The following is a 14,203-nucleotide window of genomic DNA, read 5'->3' as shown; positions in this document are numbered from 1 at the left end:
AGGCGGCGCGCCGGGAAGGCCGCCAGGGCGCTTTCAGCGCCGACACGCCTAGGGATAGGGCCGCGGGTCGCTGCGGAACCAGCCCGTCAGGCTCCAGCGGGTGCGCTTGCAGGGCCGGACTTCATGCGGAATGGTATCGCTCCTGAACAGCGCCACCCGGCCCGGCAGGGGCAGGATGCGCGCCGCGGCGCCGCCGTCTTGCGCCGGATACAGGCACAGCTCGCCTTCGTCGTCCGCGGCCCATTCCGAATTCAAGTAAAGCACGAACGAAATCTTCCGATGCGGCTGGCCCCGATGCTGGTCCACGTGCGTTTTATAGCCCTGGCCCGCCGGGTAGCGCGCGAAGTGGAATTCGGCGTTGTTCAGGCCCAGGAAAAAATTCCGGTTCAATTCCCCGCGCAATGCTTCGGCAAATTCCAGGAAGCGGGCTGTTGCGCCATGGGCCTGTTCGGGCTCCAGCCAGCATATGGCGTCGCCCCGTATGCCGGTGTGCGTGGCGGCCTGTGCGCCGCGCCCAATGCCCGCCTGCCGGAAAAGGCCTTGCGCCCAGGCCTGCCGGCACTCGCTGCGCAGCTGCTCGCACAGCCGCGCGTCCATCAGGTCGTCGGCGACGGCCCAGCCCTGGTCCGCCAGGCGCTCCAAAAGCTGCTCATAGGGCGCCATCATGCGCTCCACCGGGGCAGCCCGGGGCGTGGGCCCTGCTTGGGGCATGGGCCGAGCTTTGCCCGGCTCGTGGTTCGGGTCCTGCTTCGGGCTTGGTCCATACAGGTCCTGCGGCCGGCTAACGGCAAAAAAGTGGGGGTAAAATTATAAAGAATTTCCGTATGGCTGCAACAGAGAACAGTGAGGTGGAGATGACGACTGGCGAATGGATCGTCCTGGGCATATTCGGCGTGGGCTTGGCGTGTTCCTTTTCCCTGTTTTGGTGGCTGATACGCAACGTGCGGCGCGATCAGCGCCGCAAGGACTAATTTGCGGTAACCTAAAGAGTTGTCACTCTTTGCTCTTTATCGGGGAATTTTCAGGAACCATGGATTCGTACACCCATCCTTATACTTTTTCGCAACGCGCGCAGCAGCTGACCAGTTCGACGATCCGGGAAATCCTGAAAGTCACCGAGCGGCCCGAAATCATTTCCTTTGCCGGCGGCCTGCCCGCCCCTCAGGGTTTTCCGGTAGACGTGATCAATGAAGCGTTCGGGCGTGTCCTGGCCCAGAACGGCCGGTCGGCCCTGCAGTACGGCCCCACGGAAGGCTATGCGCCCCTGCGCGCCTGGGTGGCGGAAGACCTGAAACGAGTCGGGGCCGACGTCTCGCCCGACGAAATCCTCATCGTGTCGGGCTCCCAGCAGGCGCTCGACATGCTGGGCAAGCTGTTCATCGATCCCGGCAGCAAGGTGCTGGTGGAAGCGCCCAGCTATCTGGGCGCCCTGCAGTCCTTTTCCCTGTTCGAACCCACCTACGTGGCCGTGCCCACCGACGGCGGCGGCCTGATACCCGAGGGCCTGACGGCCGACAGCGCGGCCGGCGCCCGCTTCATCTACGCCCTGCCCAATTTCCAGAACCCCACCGGCCTGACGCTCAGCCTGGAACGCCGGCACGCCCTGGCGGAGCGCTGCGCGGCGCTGCAGATCCCCATCGTCGAAGACGACCCCTACGGCGAATTGCGTTACGCCGGCGAGGCCTTGCCCGGCTTGCTGGGCATCGGGCGCGCGGCCGGCGCCACCGTGGTGCGCCTGGGCACCTTCTCCAAGGTGCTGGCGCCGGGCCTGCGCCTGGGCTATATCGCCGCGCCGCGCCACATCATCGCCAAGCTGGTGCAGATCAAGCAGGCCACCGACCTGCACACCGCCACCCTGACCCAGATGGCGGTGTATGAAACCATCAAGGGCGGCTTCCTGACCCAGCATCTGCCCATGGTGCGCGACTTGTACAAGCAGCAATGCGGCTACATGCTGGACGCAATGGCCCAGCATTTCCCCGCCACCGCAAGCTGGACGCGCCCCGAAGGCGGCATGTTCATCTGGGTGACGCTGCCGGAGCACATCGACGGCACCAAGCTGCTGGCGCGCGCCATCGAACGCAACGTGGCCTTCGTGCCGGGCGAGCCCTTCTATGCGGGCGCCGGCGCCAAGGCCAACACCCTGCGCCTCAGCTTCGTCACCGTGCCCGAAGACAAGATCCGCGCCGGCATCGCCATACTGGGGCAATTGATCAAGGAAAGCTGATCCCAGATGGCATCGCCCAAACCCGGATCCCCGCGGCCCGAACACCTGGGCAAGCTCCTGGAGCCGGCGGCGCCCGGCACCCCTGACCTGGCCGACATGCGGCCCGACGACTGGGTGGAGCGCTGGCTGCCCCGTTCCTGGGGGCCTTATGCGCGCCTGTGCCGCCTGGACCGCCCGGTGGGCACCTGGCTGACGCTGCTGCCCTGCCTGGCCGCGCTGGTGCAGGCCGCGGACGGCTGGCCGACCTTGTTCCGGCTGTTCATATTCTCGCTGGGCGCGCTGCTGATGCGCGGCATCGGGTGCTGCTTCAACGACATCTTCGACCGCGACATCGACAAGCAGGTGGAGCGCACGCGCTTCCGGCCGCTGACCAGCGGGCAGATCAGCCTGCGCCAGGCCTTGTGGTTCGTGCTGGCGCAGCTGGCGGTTTGCGCGCTGCTGCTGCTCGCGCTGAACGAATACAGCCGGTGGCTGGCCGTTGCGCTGCTGCCCATCGTCATCGTCTATCCCTTGTGCAAGCGCTTCACTTACTGGCCCCAAGTGGTGCTGGGCATAGGCTTCAACTGGGGCATGCTCATGGCCTGGTCGGACACGCAGAACACTGTCCCCCTGGGGGCGGTGGCCATGTGGCTGGGCGCGGTGCTGTGGCAAGTGGGGTACGACTCCATCTATGCCTACGTCGATGTGCGCGATGACCTCAAGCTGGGCCTGCATTCCACCGCCATGCGCTTTGCCGACAAGGGCAAGGCCTGGATCAGCGGGTTCTACGCCGCGACGATCGCGCTTTGGGCGTGGGGCGGGTGGTCCATGGGCATGGACTGGCCGTATTACGTCGTGATCGCCGCCATCGCCGGCCATTTCGTCTGGCAAATGACGGTCTTCAGCCTGGCGCACCCCGACCGCAACTTCATGCTGTTCCGCGCCAACATGGCGGTGGGCGTGCTGCTGCTGGCCGCCGCCCTGGCCGGCACCGTGCTGCCATAGGAGGCGGCCGGGGCGGCGGCCTCTCCTCTTTTTCCGCCCAGCGTGCGACAATCAACGCCGTTTCCTCGACAAGGCGGACTGAATGACCAGCTTCCTGGAATATCTGGCAACGGCTCTTTTTGCGATCGCCATCATCCACACCTTTTCCGTTCCCGTGTTCGCGCGGCTCGCCAATCGCGGCGGCACGCACGCCGGGCTCTGGCACCTGCTGTCGGAAGTCGAGGCGGTATTCGGCGTCTGGGCCTGCGTGATGCTGGCCGTGATGGCCCTGCTGTCGGGGGTGGGCGACACCGTCACCTACATCGACACGCGCAACTTCACCGAACCGGCATTCGTGTTCGCGATCATGGTGGTGGCCGCCAGCCGGCCCATACTCGAACTCGTCGGCAAGCTGGTGCGCGTGCTCGCGCGCCTGCTGCCCATGAGGCGGGAACTGGCCATGTACTTCGTCATCATGTCGGTGGTGCCGCTGGCGGGCTCGTTCATCACGGAACCGGCCGCCATGACGCTCGCGGCCCTGCTGCTGCGCGACGCCTATTTCGGCCGCAGCGAGCAGGCCGGCTTCAAGTACATGACCATAGGCGTGCTGTTCGTGAACATCTCCATCGGCGGCGTGCTCACCGCCTATGCCGCGCCGCCCGTCCTGATGGTGGCGCAAACCTTCGGCTGGGATACCGCCTACATGGCGACGCATTTCGGTTGGCGCGCCGCCGCCGCCGTATTCATCAACGCGGGCGTGCTGACCATGGTCAGCGCCAAACACCTGCTCGACGGCACCATAGGCGCCGGGCCGGCCCAGGAAGCGGCCGACCGGCGCCCGCCCGTGCCATGGATCGTCATCGCCATCCATACCGTCTTCCTGGTCGGCGTCGTGCTGTCGGCCCATCACCCGATCATCTTCCTGGGCTTCCTCATGCTGTTCATCGGCTATGCGCACGCCTATCAGCGCCACCAGAATCCGCTGCTGATACGCGAAGGCCTGATGGTGGGCTTCTTCCTGGCGGGCCTGGTGGTGTTGGGCGGCCTGCAGAAATGGTGGCTGCAGGATCTCCTGGGCGGGCTCTCGCCCATGGTCCTGTATTGGGGCGCCACCGCCCTGACGGCGGTCACCGACAACGCGGCGCTGACCTATCTGGGATCGCTGGTGGAAGGCACCAGCGAAGTCTGGCGCTACATGCTGGTGGCGGGGGCGGTCACCGGCGGGGGGCTCACCGTCATCGCCAACGCGCCGAACCCGGCCGGCTTCGCCATCCTGAAGGGCTGCTTCCCGGACGGCGCGATCTCGCCCCTGAAGCTGCTGTTCGCGGCCTCCCTGCCCACGCTGGTGGCGGCGGGGATGTTCATGCTGCCCTCTTTTTAGGGCCGGCGCGCCGCGCGGCCCGGCTGCTTCGGGCGCTCGAATCGCACGAACGGGGGCGGCGGCGCCGTGAAAGGCCGCGCCGGCCCCGGCGCGTTATGGGTATCTATCGGCAAAAACGGCTAAAATTAAGCGGTTTTGTCGTACTTTTTCGTGGAATTTTGTCGTGCCTATTTACGCTTACAAGTGCAGCGCTTGCGGACACGCGCAGGACGTCCTGCAGAAAATATCCGACCCCCTGCTTACCACTTGTCCTGAGTGCGGCCAGGATGCCTTTGCCAAGCAGGTCACGGCGGCCGGCTTCCAGCTCAAGGGCTCCGGCTGGTACGTAACCGATTTCCGGAACGGCGGCGGTTCCGCCGGCTCGGGCGCGGCGTCGGGCGGCGCTTCGGGCGGCGCGGTCGCCGGCGAAGGCGCCGCGGCCAAGCCGGCGGACCCCGCCCCGGCCAGCCCGGCGTCCGCCTGACGACAAGCCGCGCATGCGTTTTTTCAAGCGATATTTCATCACCGGGCTGCTGATCTGGATACCCCTGATCATCACCGTGTGGGTGATCGCGCTGTTGATCAGCACGCTTGAAAGCGTGGTGCCGCCGTTTCTCACTTCGCAGTCCCTGTTCGGCTTCCGCATCCCGGGCTTCCAGCTGCTGCTGGTCGTCGGGGTGGTGCTGCTGACCGGCTTGCTGGGCGCCAACTTCATCGGCGCCGCCATCGTCGAGCGCTGGGAGCGGCTGCTGGGCCGCATCCCGCTGGTGCGATCGATTTATAATTCCGTCAAGCAAGTCAGCGATACGGTGCTTGCGCCGGGCGGGCAGGCGTTCCGCGAAGCCGTCCTGATCCAATACCCCCGCCCGGGCGCCTGGACCATCGCCTTCCTCACCGGCGCGCCCAGCGGCGAGGTCGCCGACAGGCTGGGGGGCGATTACGTCAGCGTGTATGTGCCGACCACGCCCAACCCGACATCCGGTTTTTTCCTCATGCTGCCCCGGGACGACGTCCAGTTGCTCGACATGAGCGTGGACGCGGCACTGAAGTACATAGTATCCATGGGCGTCGTGGCGCCCGTTTCCGTCAAAGGGCTCGAAGCCGGGCACGAAGCGGTGTCCATCGTCGATGCGGCCCATCGCATCGACGAGGTCTCGCCGCGTCGTCCGGACGACGAGGCAAACGGGCGCTGAGCCCCTGTGGCGAGCTTTTTTTGATTCCAGACTTTCGGCATTTTTTCTATACGGAGTGATCCTTGATGCGTACCTGCTATACCGGCGAGGTCAGTAAAGAACATCTTGACCAGACAGTGACCTTGTTTGGCTGGGTCCATCGTCGCCGCGACCACGGCGGTGTGATTTTCATCGATCTGCGCGACCGGGCCGGCCTGGCCCAGATCGTGGTCGATCCGGACAACATCAAGGCATTCGAGACGGCCGAAGGCATACGCAACGAGTATTGCGTGCGCATCACCGGCCTGGTGCGCCTGCGCCCCGAAGGCACCAGCAACCCCGAGCTCAAGTCCGGCGACGTCGAGATCCTGTGCCGTGAAATCCAGGTGCTGAACCCGTCCGTCACGCCTCCGTTCCAGCTCGACGACGACAATCTGTCGGAAACCACCCGCCTGACGCACCGCGTCCTGGACCTGCGCCGGCCGCAGATGCAGCACAACCTCATGCTGCGCTACCGGGTCTCCATAGAAGTGCGCAAATACCTCGACCAGCTGGGCTTCATCGACATCGAAACCCCCATGCTGACCAAGAGCACGCCCGAAGGCGCGCGCGACTACCTGGTTCCGTCCCGCGTGAACGAGGGCCAGTTCTTCGCCCTGCCCCAGTCGCCGCAGCTGTTCAAGCAGATGCTCATGGTGGCCGGCTTCGACCGCTACTACCAGATCACCAAGTGCTTCCGCGACGAAGACCTGCGCGCCGACCGCCAGCCCGAATTCACCCAGATCGACTGCGAAACCTCCTTCCTCAACGAAGAGCAGATCCGCGAGATCTTCGAAGGCATGATCCGCCACGTGTTCTCGACGGTCCAGAACGTCGAGCTGCCCAAGGTCTTTCCCACCATGACCTGGGGCGAGGCCATGCAACGCTACGGGTCCGACAAGCCCGACCTGCGCGTCAAGCTCGAATTCGTCGACGTCGGCGACCTCATGCAGGACGTCGATTTCAAGGTGTTCTCGGCGCCGGCCAATGATCCGGCCAGCCGCGTGGTCGCCCTGCGCATACCCGGCGGCGGCAGCATGCCCCGCAGCGAAATCGACGCCTACACCAAGTTCGTGGGCATATACGGCGCCAAGGGCCTGGCGTACATCAAGGTGAACGACGCCTCGGCCATCCCCGACGGCCTGCAGTCGCCCATCGTCAAGAACATCCACGTCGACGCCCTGACCAAGCTGATCGAACGCACGGGCGCGCAGAACGGCGACCTGATCTTCTTCGGCGCGGACAAGGCCAAGGTCGTGAACGACGCCATCGGCGCACTGCGCGTCAAGATCGGCCACAGCGAATTCGGCAAGGCAAACGGCTTGTTCGAACCCGGCTGGAAGCCCCTGTGGGTCATCGACTTCCCCATGTTCGAGTACGACGAGGACGAAGGCCGTTATTTCGCCGCCCACCACCCGTTCACCAGCCCCAAGGACGGCCACGAAGACCTGCTGGGCACCGACCCCGCCGCCGCGCTGGCCAAGGCCTACGACCTGGTGCTCAACGGCTGGGAAGTCGGCGGCGGCTCGGTGCGGATCCATCGCGCCGACATCCAGAGCAAGGTCTTCAGCGCGCTGAACATCGGCGAGGAAGAGGCGCGCAACAAGTTCGGCTTCCTGCTGGACGCCCTGCAATACGGCGCGCCGCCCCATGGCGGCGTGGCCTTCGGCCTGGATCGCCTGGTGACCATGATGGCGGGCGCGGAATCCATCCGCGACGTCATCGCGTTCCCCAAGACGCAGCGCGCGCAGTGCCTGCTCACGCAGGCGCCGTCCCCGGTCGATGAAAAGCAGCTGCGCGAATTGCATATCCGCCTGCGCAATACCGAGGTAAAGTAAATAGATAAGCAGGCAGGGAGGGCGCAGTGTCCGTCATACGGGTCGTAAGCTACAACATTCACAAAGGCCGTTCAGCCATGGGCAGCCGCGAATCGTTGGCTGACTTGCGGCTGGGCTTGTACGGACTGCGCCCCGACCTGCTGTTCCTGCAGGAGGTCCAGGGGCGCAACGAGCAGCGCATGAGCCTGGATGCGCAGCACGAATTCCTGAGCGCCGCGCTCGACATGGAAGCCTGCTACGGCTGCAACGCCGTGCGCCAGCTGACGGATCACGGCAATGCCCTGCTGTCGCGCTTTCCCATACTGCAGCACGAAAACCAGGACATCTCCGACCACAAGCTGGAACAGCGCGGCCTGCTGCATGCCGTGATCGAAATCCAGGGCGTGCCTGTGCATTGCCTGGTCGTGCACCTGGGGCTTTTCGCCGGCGGGCGGTCCCGGCAGGTCGGGGCCCTGGTGGAACGCATCAAGCGCCTGGTGCCGGAAGAAGAGCCCATGCTCATCGCCGGCGACTTCAACGACTGGAACAACCGCCTCGCCCCGCTGTTCGTGCAGCAGCTGGGCCTGTACGAGGTCTTTGCCATCGCGCCGCAGGACTCCGACGCGCCCCGGCGCCTGCTGGGCAAGGTGAATCGGCTGCGCGACACGCTGCGCTACGGCACCAAGCCGGAACAGCTGGCGCAAAGCATACGCGAGCTCGGCAACAACGGCGCGGCCCGCGCGACGCCCCCGCCGCGCACCTTTCCCGCCGCCTTCCCATGGCTGCGCCTGGACCGTATCTACCAGCGCGGTTTCGCGGTGCGCAAGGCCCGGGTCCTGCACGGCACGCCCTGGCGGCAGATTTCCGACCACGCCCCGCTGTTCGCGGAGCTGGAGCTCCCGTGATGGCGGGTCCGGCCCGCTCCGTGTGCGGATCCGTTCCGGGCGCGCCCGCAAGGAAGGGAAGGCATGGCCCCCAAAGACCAGCGCTTGAATTGGCGTGAAGGCAACAAGATAGACTTGCTGCGCAACGGCGGCGAATTCTTTCCGTCGCTGTGCGCCGCCATAGACCAGGCCCGGCGCAGCGTCCATCTGGAAACCTACATCTTCCGCCTCGATCGCACGGGGCTGAAAGTGCTCGACCACCTGAGCGAGGCGTGCAAGCGCGGCATCAAGGTCAGGGTGGTCATCGACGGCTTCGGCAGCGCCGACCACGCGCGCGACATCGCCGGCATGCTGGCCGACATGGGCGCGCGGTATCGCATCTACCGGCCCGAGCCCCAGGGCCTGCGCGCCATGCGGGTCGACCCCAGGCGCCTGCGCCGCCTGCACCGCAAGACGGCGGTGGTGGACAACGAAATCGCCTTCGTGGGCGGCATCAACATCCTGGACGACTATGAAGAAGTGCCGGACGACGGCGCCGGCCCGCGTCCCCGCTTCGATTTCGCCGTCAGGCTGGAAGGCCCCATCGTGGCCGACGTCGCGCGGGCGCAGCGTTCCCTGTGGCTGCGCATGGCGTGGCGGCGCCGGGACGACTGGGCGGCCTTCTACCAGCGGCTGCGGAACTGGGGCGAATGGCGCAGGGCGCGGGTCGCGCGCCCCATGGCGCGGTTCGAACCCGGCAGGCGCGCCGCCTTCCTGCTGCGCGACAACGTCCGGTACCGGCAGACCATCGAGAACGTATACCTTGCCACCTTGGCCGGCGCCCGGCACGACATCCTGATCGCCAATGCCTATTTCTTTCCGGGCCGGCGCCTGCGCAAAGCCCTGGAAGAGGCCGCCCACCGCGGCGTGCGGGTGCGGCTGCTGCTGCAGGGGCGGTCCGAATACCCCCTGCAGTACCGGGCCTGCCGCTATATGTACTGCAAGCTCATCGATGACGGCATAGAGCTGTACGAATACATGGCCAGCTATCTGCACGCCAAGGTGGCGGTCATGGACAGTTGCTCCATGGTCGGTTCGTCCAACCTCGATCCCTTCAGCTTGCTGCTGGCGCGCGAGGGCAATGTGTACGTGCAGGATGCGTCGTTCGCCCGGGAGCTCACCGAGGCGCTGGAGCTGGAAATGCGCCAGAACTCGCGCCGGGTGCGCGAGGAAGACTTGCAGCGCCGTGGGCGCGTGGGCCGCTGGATAGACGCGTTTTCCTATTTCATGCTGCGGGTCGGCGTGGCGATCACCGGAAAGTCCTCGGAATACTGACGCCGCCGTTTATCGTTTAACATCCCCCCTGTTCAATCAGCAATCAGGAGCACGGTATGAAAACGAAAGCGGCAATTGCCTGGAAGGCGGGCGCACCCCTGAGCATCGAGGACGTCGAGCTGGCGGGCCCGAAGGCCGGAGAGGTGCTGGTCGAGATCAAGGCCACGGGTATCTGCCATACCGACTACTACACCCTGTCGGGCGCGGATCCCGAAGGCATCTTTCCCGCCATCCTGGGCCACGAGGGCGCGGGCGTCGTGCTCGAAACCGGCCCCGGCGTGTCCTCGCTCAAGGCGGGCGACCACGTCATCCCGCTCTATACGCCCGAATGCCGCCAGTGCAAATCCTGCCTGTCGCGCAAGACCAATCTGTGCACGGCCATCCGCGCCACGCAAGGCAAGGGCCTGATGCCCGACGGCACCTCGCGCTTCACCGTGGGCGGCAAGCCGGTCCATCACTACATGGGCACGTCCACCTTTTCCAACCACATCGTGGTGCCCGAGATCGCGCTGGCCAAGATCCGCGACGACGCGCCGTTCGACAAGGTGTGCTACATAGGCTGCGGCGTCACCACCGGCCTGGGCGCCGTCCTGTTCACGGCCAAGGTCGAGGCCGGCGCCAACGTGGTCGTGTTCGGCCTGGGCGGCATCGGCCTGAACGTCATCCAGGGCGCCAAAATGGTGGGCGCCGACAAGATCATCGGCGTGGACCTCAACCCGGCCCGCGAAGCCATGGCAAGAAAGTTCGGCATGACGCACTTCGTCAATCCCAACGAGGTCGACAATGTGGTCGACACCCTCATCCAGATGACCGACGGCGGCGCGGACTATTCCTTCGAGTGCATCGGCAATACCAAGGTCATGCGCCAGGCGCTGGAATGCTGCCATCGCGGCTGGGGCCAGTCCGTCATCATCGGCGTGGCCGAGGCCGGCGCCGAGATCTCCACGCGGCCCTTCCAGCTGGTCACCGGCCGCGTATGGAAGGGCTCAGCCTTCGGCGGCGCGCGCGGCCGCACCGACGTGCCCAAGATCGTCGACTGGTACATGGACGGCAAGATCAACATCGACGACCTGATCACCCACACCCTGCCGCTGGAGCGCATCAACGAAGGCTTCGAGCTCATGAAGCGCGGCGAATCCATTCGTTCGGTAGTGGTGTATTAGGTCTTTGTCCCGGGAGGTTCGACATGTCATCGGATAAGCTGGAACTCATCAGCGAACAGCGCTGTTTCGACGGCGCGCAGCGTTTCTACCGCCATGATTCCACGGCCGTGGGCCTGCCCATGCGGTTTTCGGCCTACGTGCCGCCCCAGGCGGCCGACGGCAGGGTTCCGGTCCTGTTCTTCCTGGCCGGGCTCACCTGCACCGAGGAAACCTTCATGATCAAGGCCGGCGCGCAGCGCTACGCCGCGCAGCACGGCCTGATGCTCGTCGCGCCCGACACCAGTCCGCGCGGCGCCGGCCTGCCCGGCGAGGACGACGACTGGGATTTCGGCACCGGCGCGGGCTTCTACCTGGACGCCACCCAGGCGCCCTGGAGCAAGCACTACCGCATGGAAACCTATGTGGCCGACGAGCTCTACGGCCTGGCCACCAGCGCCCTGCCCGGCGATGCCGGGCGGGTGGGCGTCTTCGGGCATTCCATGGGCGGGCACGGCGCGCTGGTGCTCGCCCAGCGCCACCCCGGCAAGTTCAAGTCGGTGTCCGCCTTCGCGCCCATCGCGGCGCCGTCGCGCTGCCCCTGGGGCGAAAAAGCGTTCTCGGCCTACCTGGGTCCCGACCGCCAGGCCTGGGCCGGCTACGATGCGTCCCTGCTGATGGAGCAATCGCAATGCCCTTTTCCGCAAGGCATATTGGTCGACCAAGGCCTGGCCGACGGCTTCCTGGAGCAGCAGCTGAACCCCAAGGCCTTCGAAGCGGCCTGCGCCCAGGCGCAGCAGCCGCTGGTCCTCCGGCGCCACGAAGGCTACGATCACAGCTACTATTTCATTTCCACCTTCATCCAGGACCACGTCGACTTCCATGCCGAGCGGCTGCGGGCTTGAGGGCCTTGCCCTCCAGCCATTGGTCGCGCGATTGCCGGAAAAGCCTGCCCTGGGCCTGCAGCCAATCGCCGATGCGGATCAGCGGGGCGGTGGTTTGCCGCGGCGTCACGAACTGATAAGACGCCCTGGATTTCACCACTTGCGGAAACACCTGCGCCAGGCGGCCCGATTTCAGGTCGTCCAGCACCAGCGCGGCGCGCCCCATGGCGACGCCCTGGCCGCTCAGCGCGGCGGCCAGGGCAAGCTGGGACAGATTGAACTGCAGGCCGGTATGCGCCGCGGGCGCCGGCACGCCGGCCCCGTCCAGCCAGGTATTCCATTCGACGTGCTCGGGCGCGTTTTCCCACGGCATGGCGTCGTGCAGCATCAAGGCGGCCGGAAGGCGGCGCGCGTCCGTGATTTCCGGGTGCGCCGCAACAAAGCCGGGACTGGCGACGGGGATCAGCCATTCATCCAGAAAGCTCACCGCGCGCAGGTCGCCGTAGCCGCCCGGATCGAAGCGTATCGCGGCCTGTATCTGTTCCTGCTCCATGCGATAGCGGTCGAGCGAATGGAATTCGCCGCGCACGCGCAGGGTCAGGTCGGGGTTTTCCCGTAGCAGGCCGCCTATGCGCGGCGTGAGCCACATCAGCGCGAAGGACGGCGAGCAGCTGAGGCTGGTGATGTGGCTGCGGTGCCTTTGGCGCAGATCGGCCAGCGCCAGGCCCAGGTTTTCGAACGATTGCTTCACGGCGTCGGCCAGGCGGGCGCCTTCTTCCGTCAGCGCCAGATTGCGCGCCGCCCGGTGAAAGAGCGGCGTATCCAGCCATTCTTCCAGTTTTTTGACCTGCTGGCTGACGGAGCCTTGCGTGACGTGGAGTTCGGCGGCGGCCTTGGTGAAATTGCTGTGGCGGGCGGCGGCGTCGAAACAGCGCAGCCAGGTCAGCACGGAAGGAGACAAATATTCTTTCATTAGTAATGCTAATGATAAGCTCAATACAAATGGTTTGTCACAATTTACTCCATCAAACAGAATGCAGGGTATCGATCCATCAGAAAAAAGCAGTACTGGGGTAAATACCTATGAGTTCCCGGAATGTTGGGCGAAATTATGCAACGCAGCAATTGTGGGTGAATCCCGGCGCGCCGGCTGCGAATTCGCCTGCGGCTTCCTCGCCCATTACTATTAATCATATTCATCAGGCCCGGGCGCGCCTGGACCGGTTTGCGCCCTTGCTGCTGACGCTGTTTCCCGAGCTCGCATCCCGGCAGGGCCTGATCGAATCCGACCTGGCGCCGCTGCCGGCGCTGCGCGGCATGGAGGGCGCGGGGCCATCGCACGGCCGCTGCTGGGTCAAGGCCGACCACTCCTTGCCCATCGCGGGCTCCGTCAAGGCCCGCGGCGGCATACACGAAGTGCTGGAATTCGCCGAAGGCCTGGCGATCCGCCACGGCATCCTGTCCGAAGGGGGCGACTACACCGTTCTGTCGGGGACGGCGGCGCGCGCGCTTTTCAGCCAATACGAAATCTGCGTCGGCTCGACCGGCAATCTGGGGCTGAGCATAGGCCTGATCTCGTCCGCGCTGGGGTTCCGCGCAACCGTGCACATGTCGGCCGAGGCCAAGCAATGGAAGAAGGACCGCCTGCGCCGCAACGGCGTACAAGTGGTCGAGCACCAGGGGGATTACGCCCGGGCGGTCGACGCCGGCAGGGCCAAGGCCGGAGCCGATCCCCACTGTTACTTCGTCGACGACGAGCAGTCGGTTTCCTTGTTCGCCGGGTACGGCGTCGCCGCTTTCAGGCTGGAGGCCCAGCTGCGCGAGCTCGGCGTGGCGGTGGACGCCGCGCATCCGCTGTTCGTCTACATCCCTTGCGGGGTGGGCGGCGCGCCCGCCGGCATCACCTACGGGCTCAAGCATCTGTACGGCGCCGCGGCGCATTGTTTCTTCGTCGAGCCGGTGGCCTCGCCCTGCTTCCTGGTGCGGATGCAGAATCCGGACGCGCCCGGCATCACAGTCTACGACGTGGGCCAGGACAATAAAACCGAAGCCGACGGCCTGGCCGTGCCGGCGGCGTCCGAGCTCGCCATCCGGGAAATGCGCCCATTGCTGTCCGGCATCATCACCACCTCGGACGATTCCATGTTCGCCGACCTGCATTGGCTGCGCGAGCAGGCCGGCATGCGGGTCGAGCCCTCGGCGGCGGCCGCCCTCAGCGGCCCGCGCATGTTGCTGCAAAGCGCGGCCGGGCAGGGCTATTTGCGCTCGCGCGGCCTGCTGGATCGCATGGCCGATTCCAACCACATCGTCTGGACGACGGGCGGCCTGTTCGTGCCGGACGATGAGTTCGACCGATTCATGGAGCGGGGCAGGCGCGCGCGCGAAGCTTCGTAGCGTGCGCCGC

General features: G+C 65.8%; 14 protein-coding genes. 12 read left to right on the top strand and 2 right to left on the bottom strand.

Annotation, left to right across the window (positions count from 1 at the left end; genetic code table 11):
• Positions 1-48: 48 nt before the first annotated feature.
• Complete coding sequence (locus tag H0A72_RS01195) at positions 49-711, bottom strand: 2OG-Fe(II) oxygenase (protein WP_246814984.1); 663 nt, start codon at positions 709-711, stop codon at positions 49-51.
• 113 nt (positions 712-824) lie between these two features.
• Here H0A72_RS01195 and H0A72_RS01190 point away from each other — a divergent pair, with 113 nt between their 5' ends.
• The 11 genes from H0A72_RS01190 (at position 825) to fghA (ending at position 11,820) form a co-directional block, all read left to right on the top strand.
• Positions 825-971 carry a hypothetical protein gene (locus H0A72_RS01190; protein WP_180152734.1) on the top strand — a complete coding sequence of 49 codons (147 nt, stop codon included), beginning with the start codon at positions 825-827 and terminating at the stop codon, positions 969-971.
• Between the two features lie 59 nt (positions 972-1,030).
• Positions 1,031-2,227: an aminotransferase-like domain-containing protein gene (locus H0A72_RS01185; RefSeq protein WP_180153058.1), complete on the top strand. Its 1,197-nt coding sequence runs from the start codon at positions 1,031-1,033 to the stop codon at positions 2,225-2,227.
• A 96-nt stretch (positions 2,228-2,323) separates the two neighbouring features.
• On the top strand, positions 2,324-3,211 hold the full coding sequence (ubiA, locus tag H0A72_RS01180) for a 4-hydroxybenzoate octaprenyltransferase (protein ID WP_180153519.1): 888 nt from the start codon (positions 2,324-2,326) through the stop codon (positions 3,209-3,211).
• An 82-nt stretch (positions 3,212-3,293) separates the two neighbouring features.
• Positions 3,294-4,571: a putative Na+/H+ antiporter gene (locus H0A72_RS01175; RefSeq protein ID WP_180153056.1), complete on the top strand. Its 1,278-nt coding sequence runs from the start codon at positions 3,294-3,296 to the stop codon at positions 4,569-4,571.
• 163 nt (positions 4,572-4,734) lie between these two features.
• A complete protein-coding gene (locus H0A72_RS01170; RefSeq protein ID WP_180153054.1) occupies positions 4,735-5,034 on the top strand; it encodes an FmdB family zinc ribbon protein in 300 nt (99 codons plus the stop codon).
• A 13-nt stretch (positions 5,035-5,047) separates the two neighbouring features.
• The gene (locus H0A72_RS01165; RefSeq protein WP_180153052.1) at positions 5,048-5,743 is read left to right on the top strand and encodes a DUF502 domain-containing protein; all 696 of its coding nucleotides are present in this window, start codon (positions 5,048-5,050) and stop codon (positions 5,741-5,743) included.
• Positions 5,744-5,808: 65 nt separating this feature from the next.
• Positions 5,809-7,599, top strand: coding sequence for an aspartate--tRNA ligase (gene aspS / locus H0A72_RS01160; protein ID WP_180153050.1), 1,791 nt, complete (start codon positions 5,809-5,811; stop codon positions 7,597-7,599).
• A gap of 26 nt (positions 7,600-7,625) precedes the next feature.
• A complete protein-coding gene (locus H0A72_RS01155) occupies positions 7,626-8,483 on the top strand; it encodes an endonuclease/exonuclease/phosphatase family protein (protein WP_180153048.1) in 858 nt (285 codons plus the stop codon).
• A 63-nt stretch (positions 8,484-8,546) separates the two neighbouring features.
• Positions 8,547-9,776 (top strand): cardiolipin synthase ClsB, encoded by a 1,230-nt coding sequence (gene clsB / locus H0A72_RS01150; protein ID WP_180153046.1) that lies wholly within the window; start codon positions 8,547-8,549, stop codon positions 9,774-9,776.
• A 56-nt stretch (positions 9,777-9,832) separates the two neighbouring features.
• A complete protein-coding gene (locus H0A72_RS01145; protein WP_180153044.1) occupies positions 9,833-10,939 on the top strand; it encodes an S-(hydroxymethyl)glutathione dehydrogenase/class III alcohol dehydrogenase in 1,107 nt (368 codons plus the stop codon).
• A 23-nt stretch (positions 10,940-10,962) separates the two neighbouring features.
• Positions 10,963-11,820, top strand: coding sequence for an S-formylglutathione hydrolase (fghA, locus tag H0A72_RS01140; RefSeq protein ID WP_180153042.1), 858 nt, complete (start codon positions 10,963-10,965; stop codon positions 11,818-11,820).
• Here fghA and H0A72_RS01135 read toward each other — a convergent pair.
• Entirely contained in the window at positions 11,774-12,772 is a 999-nt protein-coding gene (locus H0A72_RS01135; protein WP_180153040.1) for a LysR family transcriptional regulator, read from the bottom strand. The genes fghA and H0A72_RS01135 overlap by 47 nt on opposite strands.
• Positions 12,773-12,882: 110 nt before the next feature.
• Here H0A72_RS01135 and dsdA point away from each other — a divergent pair, with 110 nt between their 5' ends.
• Positions 12,883-14,193: a D-serine ammonia-lyase gene (gene dsdA / locus H0A72_RS01130; RefSeq protein WP_180153038.1), complete on the top strand. Its 1,311-nt coding sequence runs from the start codon at positions 12,883-12,885 to the stop codon at positions 14,191-14,193.
• Positions 14,194-14,203 lie beyond the last annotated feature (10 nt).

This window comes from Parapusillimonas granuli, assembly GCF_013416525.1.
Classification (GTDB): Bacteria; Pseudomonadota; Gammaproteobacteria; order Burkholderiales; family Burkholderiaceae_B; genus Parapusillimonas; species Parapusillimonas granuli.
The sequence above is the reverse complement of the archived record's forward strand: the minus strand, read 5'-3'. Positions and strand labels throughout refer to the sequence as shown.

Excerpts from the sequence above, each read along its gene's own strand:
- H0A72_RS01195 (WP_246814984.1), bottom strand. The coding sequence starts at position 711 with ATGCCCCAAGCAGGGCCCACGCCCCGGGCTGCCCCGGTGGAGCGCATG.
- H0A72_RS01190 (WP_180152734.1), top strand. The coding sequence starts at position 825 with ATGGCTGCAACAGAGAACAGTGAGGTGGAGATGACGACTGGCGAATGG.
- H0A72_RS01185 (WP_180153058.1), top strand. The coding sequence starts at position 1,031 with ATGGATTCGTACACCCATCCTTATACTTTTTCGCAACGCGCGCAGCAG.
- ubiA (WP_180153519.1), top strand. The coding sequence starts at position 2,324 with ATGCGGCCCGACGACTGGGTGGAGCGCTGGCTGCCCCGTTCCTGGGGG.
- H0A72_RS01175 (WP_180153056.1), top strand. The coding sequence starts at position 3,294 with ATGACCAGCTTCCTGGAATATCTGGCAACGGCTCTTTTTGCGATCGCC.
- H0A72_RS01165 (WP_180153052.1), top strand. The coding sequence starts at position 5,048 with ATGCGTTTTTTCAAGCGATATTTCATCACCGGGCTGCTGATCTGGATA.
- aspS (WP_180153050.1), top strand. The coding sequence starts at position 5,809 with ATGCGTACCTGCTATACCGGCGAGGTCAGTAAAGAACATCTTGACCAG.
- clsB (WP_180153046.1), top strand. The coding sequence starts at position 8,547 with ATGGCCCCCAAAGACCAGCGCTTGAATTGGCGTGAAGGCAACAAGATA.
- H0A72_RS01145 (WP_180153044.1), top strand. The coding sequence starts at position 9,833 with ATGAAAACGAAAGCGGCAATTGCCTGGAAGGCGGGCGCACCCCTGAGC.
- fghA (WP_180153042.1), top strand. The coding sequence starts at position 10,963 with ATGTCATCGGATAAGCTGGAACTCATCAGCGAACAGCGCTGTTTCGAC.
- H0A72_RS01135 (WP_180153040.1), bottom strand. The coding sequence starts at position 12,772 with ATGAAAGAATATTTGTCTCCTTCCGTGCTGACCTGGCTGCGCTGTTTC.
- dsdA (WP_180153038.1), top strand. The coding sequence starts at position 12,883 with ATGAGTTCCCGGAATGTTGGGCGAAATTATGCAACGCAGCAATTGTGG.